General features: G+C 61.6%; 6 protein-coding genes. 4 read left to right on the top strand and 2 right to left on the bottom strand.

Annotated features, from left to right (window positions below; genetic code table 11):
• Positions 1–179 precede the first annotated feature (179 nt).
• From Y703_RS0116575 to htpX, 4 genes are all read left to right on the top strand, one after another.
• Positions 180–938 (top strand): alpha/beta fold hydrolase, encoded by a 759-nt coding sequence (locus tag Y703_RS0116575; protein ID WP_035765705.1) that lies wholly within the window; start codon positions 180–182, stop codon positions 936–938.
• Complete coding sequence (locus Y703_RS0116570) at positions 925–1,617, top strand: esterase/lipase family protein (RefSeq protein ID WP_026553599.1); 693 nt, start codon at positions 925–927, stop codon at positions 1,615–1,617. Before Y703_RS0116575 ends, Y703_RS0116570 begins: the two co-directional genes overlap by 14 nt.
• An 88-nt stretch (positions 1,618–1,705) precedes the next feature.
• Positions 1,706–2,986, top strand: coding sequence for an MFS transporter (locus tag Y703_RS0116565; protein WP_026553598.1), 1,281 nt, complete (start codon positions 1,706–1,708; stop codon positions 2,984–2,986).
• Between the two features lie 77 nt (positions 2,987–3,063).
• A complete protein-coding gene (gene htpX / locus Y703_RS0116560) occupies positions 3,064–3,942 on the top strand; it encodes a zinc metalloprotease HtpX (RefSeq protein WP_026553597.1) in 879 nt (292 codons plus the stop codon).
• Between the two features lie 92 nt (positions 3,943–4,034).
• Here the strand turns inward: htpX and putP are convergent, their stop codons facing one another.
• Both putP and Y703_RS20530 read right to left on the bottom strand, forming a co-directional pair.
• Positions 4,035–5,546 carry a sodium/proline symporter PutP gene (gene putP / locus Y703_RS0116555; RefSeq protein WP_026553596.1) on the bottom strand — a complete coding sequence of 504 codons (1,512 nt, stop codon included), beginning with the start codon at positions 5,544–5,546 and terminating at the stop codon, positions 4,035–4,037.
• Between the two features lie 209 nt (positions 5,547–5,755).
• Positions 5,756–7,720, bottom strand: a complete 1,965-nt coding sequence (locus tag Y703_RS20530; protein WP_162148907.1) for a sensor histidine kinase — start codon at positions 7,718–7,720, stop codon at positions 5,756–5,758.
• Positions 7,721–7,755 lie beyond the last annotated feature (35 nt).

Genomic DNA, 7,755 nt, shown 5'->3' with positions numbered 1-7,755 from the left:
GGCGTCTGGTTGTGTTGCCATCTCGGTCATGACCTCAGTCAATCATCTATTCTGAGAAACTCATAATAGCCCCGCTGGTGTTCGTCTGGAGGCTTTCGGGTCGCCGTCCGGCGGCTTTCCGGTAGCGTCGGGTCGCTGTGGCGTTCGGTAACGTTGAGGGATCAAAGAGAGGGGGGCCGGTGAGTCGGTTCAGCTGGGAACACTCCCAAACCGTTGTGGTGGGTGAGGAGGCTTGTGCGGTTCGGTCAGTGGGTACGGGCGGTCGCGAGGTGGTTCTGATCCATGGAATCGGCGTTTCCGCACGGTACTTTGAACCGTTGGCCGCGCGCCTCTCGCGGACGTGCCGGGTGCACGCGATAGAGCTCCCCGGGTTTGCCTCGATGCCGGCGCCGGGCCGTCGGCTCACGATCGAAGAGTTTGGCAGAGTTGCCGGTGAGGTCATGCGGGTCGTTGGGGTACGGGACTCCATCGTCGTTGGACATTCAATGGGTTCCCAGGTCGCGGCCGAGGCGGCGCGTGCGGCTCCAGACCTGGTAGCGCGGCTGGTCCTACTCGCCCCCACCATCAATGATCAGGAGCGGACAGTAGCGACGCAGCTGATGCGGCTGACCCAGGACACCCTCCGCGAGACGCCTGCCGCCAACTACATTGTGGTCTCTGACTATTTCCGGGCCGGGATGAGGTGGTACCTGAAAATTCTTCAGTCAATGCTGTCGCACCGGTTGGAGGACGTGTTGCCGCAGATCCACTGCCCTGTCGCTCTCCTTCGTGGGAGCCGCGATCCGATTGTGCCCGCCGACTGGATGCACCGCCTGGCGGCTAAAGGCCACGATGTGACTGTTGGAGAGATTCCCGGCGAGCCGCACGTGATGATGTACCGGTCGCCCGAGCGCACCGCGAGGTTCTGTCTTGGTGAAATGTTCGATGCTGCTCGCTAGGCGGGGCTGGTCATGGGTGCTGGATTACGCCTACGTGGGCTTCTGGCAGGTGCACGGGTTTCTCTTTCGCGAGGACCCCACCCGGTATCTCACGCCCGATCCCGGGCCGGCCGGTCAGACCGGTCCACCGGTTCTCCTCATTCCAGGGATCTATGAGACCTGGCAGTTCATGCGTCCGGTAGCGGCCCATCTGGCATCGTCGGGGCATCCGGTCCATGTGGTCCAACAGCTCGGATACAACCGTGGAACCGTCCAGTCGATGGCCAGGCATGTGGCGGACTACCTGAGCACACATGACCTCACCGACGTCGTTCTGGTCGCCCACAGCAAGGGTGGGCTGATTGGCAAATATGTCATGACCCAGCCTGAGGGTGGGGAACGGGTCCGGCAGCTGATCGCTGTCAATACGCCATTCTCCGGCTCGACCTACGCCAACTTTTTCGTGGTGCCTAGTATCAGGGCATTCTCGCCGCGGAACAGGTTCCTGCGCACGGAGCTGGCCAACATTGGGTCCAACGCGCGGATCACTTCCGTTTACAGCAGCTTTGACCCCCATATCCCACAGGGAAGCGTGCTGCCCGGTGCGGTGAATATCGAACTGGCGACGATGGGTCACTTCAGGATCATCGGGGACAGAAAGCTGCTCGGCGTCCTGGACCGGGCGATTGCCGACCGTTGACCTTCCGCTGACCCGCGCCCACAGCGACGGCATTCATCGTGACGCTTTTGGTTGCTGGGGGAAACGACTTCGCCGCTACACTTCGTAAGTGCCCAAACTTTTAGCCGACATCACCCCCCTGCGGGAGAGCCCGGCGTTCCGACGACTGTTCTTCGGGATGGCTCTTTCAGCCGTCGGCACCCAACTCACGTTGGTCGCAGTAAGCCTTCAGATCTACAGCCTGACCCAGTCCAGCCTCAGCGTGGGTCTGCTCGGCCTGTTTGCCCTGGTGCCGCTGGTGGTGGCGGGACTCTACGGCGGGGCGATTGCCGATGCGCATGACCGCCGGAAGGTTGCCCTGGTCTCCGGGTTCTTCCTGTGGGGAAGCACCATGGCGATCGCCGCGCAGGCCTGGGCGGGGATCGAAAACGTGTGGCTGCTCTACTCGTTGGTCGCGGTCCACTCCGGAGCCGCTGGCATCAATCAGCCCACTCGAACCGCTATCATTCCACGCCTGGTGCGCCCAGAACTCCTTCCCGCCGCCAATGCCCTCAGCATGATCACCTTTGGGCTGGCCATGACTGTTGGTCCGCTGTTCGCTGGAGTGCTCGTGGCGCAGGTGGGCTACGGCTGGACCTACACGGTCGACGTCGTCACCTTCACTGCCGCCCTCTGGGCGTTGTTCAGGCTACCCCCGATGCCCCCTGAGGGGCCGGTGCGGCGGGCCGGCCTTGCAACGGTGTTGGAGGGGTTCAAATATCTGGGCACCCGCCCGAACATCCGGATGACCTTCCTGATTGACCTCGCCGCCATGGTGATGGCGCAGCCGCGGGCGCTCCTGCCAGCGATTGGGGCTGTACTGATCGGGGGCGGTGAACTGACAGTCGGGATCCTGCTGGCGTCGGTGGCCGTCGGCGCGGTTCTCGCCGGGTTGTTTTCCGGCCCGCTGGGTCATATTCATCGGCAGGGACTGGCGGTGATGTGGTCTGTGATCGGGTGGGGCGCTTCGGTAAGCGCTTTTGGGCTGGTGGTGGTGATGGCCGGGGCCTCCCAGACGGTGCCACCCGATAGCTTGTCCCCGTGGATCATCCCTGCGGCTATCTGTCTGGTCTTCGCTGGGATCTCCGATTCAGTTAGCGGGGTATTCCGCAGCACTATCCTCCAGTCGGCCACTCCTGATGCGATGCGTGGCCGCCTGCAGGGTGTGTTCATCGTCGTCGTCGCTGGCGGCCCACGGCTCGGTGACATGGTGGCGGGCGGAAACGCCGAATGGCTGGGGGAAGGCTGGACAGCGGTCTTTGGCGGGCTGCTCTGCATTCTGCTGGTGATCATCCTGATGAAGCGTCAACCCCGCTTTGCGCAGTACGATTCACGTAACCCCGAGCCATAGCCACGAAACGGAACGGCACGGCATTTTGGTGCGTTATACGGGGTGAATGACCGTTACTGAAGGAGTTGTCAGTTTAAGTGCACAATCATCTCAACGGACCGAAGACGGTAATGCTTTTCGGCGCCCTCATGGGTATCTTCCTGGTTTTCGGTGCGGTTATTGCTGGCGCCACCGGCAGTTCGTCGTTCATCTGGATTTTCGCGTTGATTGGTGTGGGGTCGGTGGCGTACAGCTACTGGAACAGCGACAAGCTGGCCATCCGCGCCATGCAGGCGGTGCCGGTGACCGAACAGCAGGCGCCCGCCATGTATCGGATTGTTCGGGAGCTAAGCACAAAGGCCAACAAGCCGATGCCGCGACTGTATGTGTCGCCCACCATGGCTCCCAACGCCTTTGCCACCGGCCGTAACCCGGAGAACTCGGCCGTATGCTGCACCCAGGGAATCCTGAATCTGCTGAATGAACGGGAGTTGCGCGGCGTGCTGGGCCACGAGCTGATGCATGTCTACAACCGCGACATCCTGCTCAGCTCCATGGCGGCCGCTGTGGCCGGTGTGATCACCTCGGTGGCACAGATGTTCGCGTTCACCGGGATGATGGGTGGCAACCGGAACTCGGGTGGCAACCCGATCGCCGCTATTCTGTTGGCGATCCTTGCGCCATTTGCCGCCGTGCTGGTGCGCTCAGCCATTGGCCGGACCCGTGAATATGACGCGGACGAGGACGGCGCCAAGCTCACCGGTGATCCCCTCGCCCTTGCCTCGGCCCTGCGCAAGCTGGAGCGTGGGACACAGCAGGCGCCCCTGCCGCAAAGTCAGCAGCTCGTCAACACTTCTCACCTGATGATCGCCAACCCCTTCAAGGGCGGCGGGGTCCACAAGATGTTCGCGAGCCACCCACCCATGGACGATCGCGTCCAGCGCCTGGAGCGGATGGCCGGGCAGCCCCTTCGGTAGGCCTTCTGTACTTTCTTGACAACGACGACGGCGGTGCCTCCCCGGGTGGGAGGCACCGCCGTCGTCGTGCTGATTGTTGCGCTGGGTGGTGCTTAGGAGGCACTGACCTTTTCAGCAGCTGCCTGCTTGAGCGAGCGAGTGCCTTTGACCGCCAGATCGAACTCTGCCTCGATCTCGGCGTTTGCCTTCCAGGTGAGCTTGCTGACAACCACCGCGACGATCAGGTTGAGGAAGAAGCCTGGGACGATCTCGTACATGGTGTCGGAGAGGGCTGAGTTGCCCCAGGTGAAGACCACTACGGCACCGGAGACCATGCCGGCGAGAGCGCCGGGCATGGTGAGCTTCTTCCAGTACAGAGCCAGCAGCACTGTTGGGCCGAATGCAGCACCGAAGCCCGCCCACGCGAAGGCAACCAGGGAGAGGATTGATTCGCTGCGGCCGGACGCCAGCACGATGGCGACGATCGCCACCACCAGGACGCCGAGGCGGCCGAGGACAACACCCTGCTTGTTGGTGAGGGTTCGCTTGGAAACCATGTTGTAGAGGTCTTCAACGAGGGCCGATGAGCAGACCACTAGCTGTGACGAAATGGTGCTCATGACCGCTGCAAGCACTGCGGCGAGGATGATGCCAGCCACGAAGGGGTGGAAGAAGGCCTGCGACAGGTCGAGGAATACTGCCTCGGGGTCCGTGAGCGACAGATTCGGGTTCTGCTGGAAGTAGGCAATACCGACCAGCGCGGTGGAGATCGCGCCAATTACGGTCAGGACCATCCAGCCGACACCGATCCGGCGTCCGGCGACCGCGTCCTGAGGGGTGCGCATGGCCATGAACCGGACGATGATGTGTGGCTGGCCGAAGTAACCAAGACCCCAGGAGGCTGCGGAAATGATTGCGACCACCGAGCCGCCAGCGACGATGTTCAGGAAGGTCGGATCAACTTCGCGGATGGAGGTGGTGAGGCCATCAAAGCCGCCCACCTGCACCAGGCCGATGATCGGGACCAGAATCAGGGCAATCAGCATTAACAGGCCCTGCGCCACGTCGGTGAAGGTGGCGCCCATGAAACCGCCGAACAGGGTGTAGGCGATGGTGATGGTGGCAACCACAATCATGCCGACCGTGTAGTTGGAGTTGAAGGAACTCTCGAAGAAGAGACCACCTGCCACCATGCCGGAAGAGACGTAGAACGTGAAGAATACGAGGATGATGATTCCGGAGACGATCCGCAGGATGCGGGACTTGTCTTTCAGGCGGTTCTCGAGGAAGCTTGGCACCGTGATCGAATTATTCGAGACCTCGGTGTAGCTCCTCAAGCGCGGGGCGACGAACTTCCAGTTCAGCCAGGCGCCAATTGTCAGCCCGATGGCAATCCAGACTTCGATCAGTCCTGAAACATAGATAGCCCCCGGGAGTCCGAGGAGGAGCCAGCCTGACATGTCTGAGGCTCCGGCGCTGAGGGCGGCCACGCCCGGCTTGAGTCCACGGCCGGCGAGCATGTAGTCGTCGAGATCCGAGGTCTTCCTGAAGGCATACCATCCGATTCCGAGCATGGCGCTCATATAGATCACCATTGCGATGATTTGGAATGTCTGGTCGGGCATGACGTGTCCTCTCACATTTTCCTTGGGGTTTGCTGTGTGCAGCCGTCGACTATGCCAAAGACTGAGGTCAATGGCTAATAATGTGATCTGCATCACGTGCGCCAGCCATTCGCCCACACCCTTCGCCAAGTGGTTAGATCTGGCGGGTCGACGGCGTTCTAAGTCGCCGGATCTAACCACTCGGCGGTCGGGCTAAAGACCCAGGCCTACTATTTTGGAAATGGAATGCACGCCTCGACTCGCCATCCTGCGGGGGTTGCATCGACCGACGCCGAGCCGCCGAGTTCCTCTGCCCGATCGACTATCGAGCCGATTCCGACACCGCTGATCCACGTCGTCACTGGGCTGCCGTTGTCCTGGACCGAGATCCGGATGTCGTCGGCCAGCGAGATCGTGACCGTGCACAAGGTAGCGTCCGAGTGCCGCAGCACGTTTTCGAGTCCCTCGCTGGCAATTCGGTACGTTGCCAGTTCCGTTGCTGGCGATAGTTCAGGCACACAGTCGGGGAGGATAGCGCTGACTGAAAGCCCACGGTCGAGATCCCCGTTTGCGTTTGCAATTCTTCGACGTATGGCATCGACGAATCCATGCCTGTCGAGTTCTACCGGACGAAGTCCGTAGACGACGCGACGCACGTCATTGATCGACGATCGCACCTGCTGGCGCAGTTCCGTCAGGTGTACCAACGCCTGGTCGGGATCGTTGGGGATGAGATTGTAAGCGGCATCGGCACGCAGTGCGATGCTCGTTAGATCCGGCCCGAGGCCGTCGTGAAGCTCGCGATGGAGGCGCTTACGCTCCCACTCTCTTGCCTGCACCGTGGAGGCGCGGGCAGCGCGCACCTCCTCTGTCAGCTCAATCGCGTGCTGGGCAACCGCTAACGGTGCGGCGATCAGGGACAGCACCCGCAGATCGGTGTCATGCAACGTCGACTCGCCGCGACGCAATCCCACAAGGAGCGTCGCACGTGTCTTGCCGCGATAGCTCAGCGGAACGGCAGCGAGCTGGGCATCCTTTGCCAGCTCCCCGGATGAGGCGATCAGCGCGGCATCCGACTCCTTCTGAACGGCGAGGTAGGGCAACCGGAGGTCGAGTCGGGCACCGTCCAGGAGGGCACCGAGGTCATCATCTGAGCCTTGTATGCGGTCAGCAACCTTGAGGGCAGTACCCGCGATGTCAGCCCTCGATCCATAGAAGGCACGATTGATCAGCCGATGGAGAAGCAGCCTCACCGGATTGAACGCGACCGCAACGACGATAACTGCCAGCGTGGCGGCTCCTAGGTCGTTATCAGAGGGAACCAGCATGGTGAAAGTGCCAATGATCGCGCCATACGCCACGATAGTCGTGGCCACTGTCAGCGCGTACACGAAAGTACGAGACAACACGAGCCGGATATCAAGCAGGCGATAGCGAACAATGGCGATAGCAATGGCAGTGGGGACAAGTCCGATGCTGAGGAGGAGCAGTATCGGCCCGTCGCCACTGATCCATCTTTGGGAATTGAGCAGACCGACGGCGGCAACGGCGAGGATAAGCCAGAGCAACTGGCGCTTGGTTTCTTCGCCACCCTTCCGATAGCGCACAACGAGGGACACCGTGACCAGGGCTAGTAGCGCCGCGCTCACGAAATTTAGTGCAAGTTCCACCGGCTCGGGAGCGCGATAACCGGAGCTCAGCACCGATACCGTTGCTGAGCTCCCCAGCAGGGATTCGGGGGACAACGCAGCAGCTGCGACGTTGTACCCGGTGGCGGTCACGATGGCTATTGCCACCGGCATCCACCGGTGTGAGGGGAGTCGCCCGGTCGGAAAAAGTAACAGTGCCAGAAGGAACAGGCCGGGAATGCCGACGATCCAGCCCACGTGGAAAATTGTCGTTAGCGTACGGGTCACGGGTGTTGGCCACCCGGCATTTGTGCCGAGCAACAGCAAGATCGCGACGGTTGCACTAAGCAGGTGCCCGCTTCCACAACCGAGAAAAAGCCAGCCGACGGCGTTCGAGGGGCGGAACCAGCCGATGAGGCTTCCCGATCCAAGCAGACTTATGCCGATCGTCATGTTGGTTAGTGTGTAGCTCTCGACCAGCAGGCCTGGACCAGTTTCAGACATGATGGCGGCAATTAGGACGAAAACGACCATCGCGGCACCGGTACCGGCGATTGCGGTAACCACTCGCCGACCATGCGGCGCAGCAGGCATCGGGCGGA

Origin of the sequence: Arthrobacter sp. H20, assembly GCF_000520515.1 — a bacterium.
In the GTDB taxonomy this organism is placed as follows: Bacteria; Actinomycetota; Actinomycetes; order Actinomycetales; family Micrococcaceae; genus Arthrobacter_D.
This window is presented reverse-complemented; position numbering and strand designations above follow the sequence as displayed.

Bases quoted from the DNA above. Each gene is read 5' to 3' on its own strand.
- Y703_RS0116570 (WP_026553599.1), top strand. From the start codon at position 925: ATGCTGCTCGCTAGGCGGGGCTGGTCATGGGTGCTGGATTACGCCTAC.
- putP (WP_026553596.1), bottom strand. From the start codon at position 5,546: ATGCCCGACCAGACATTCCAAATCATCGCAATGGTGATCTATATGAGC.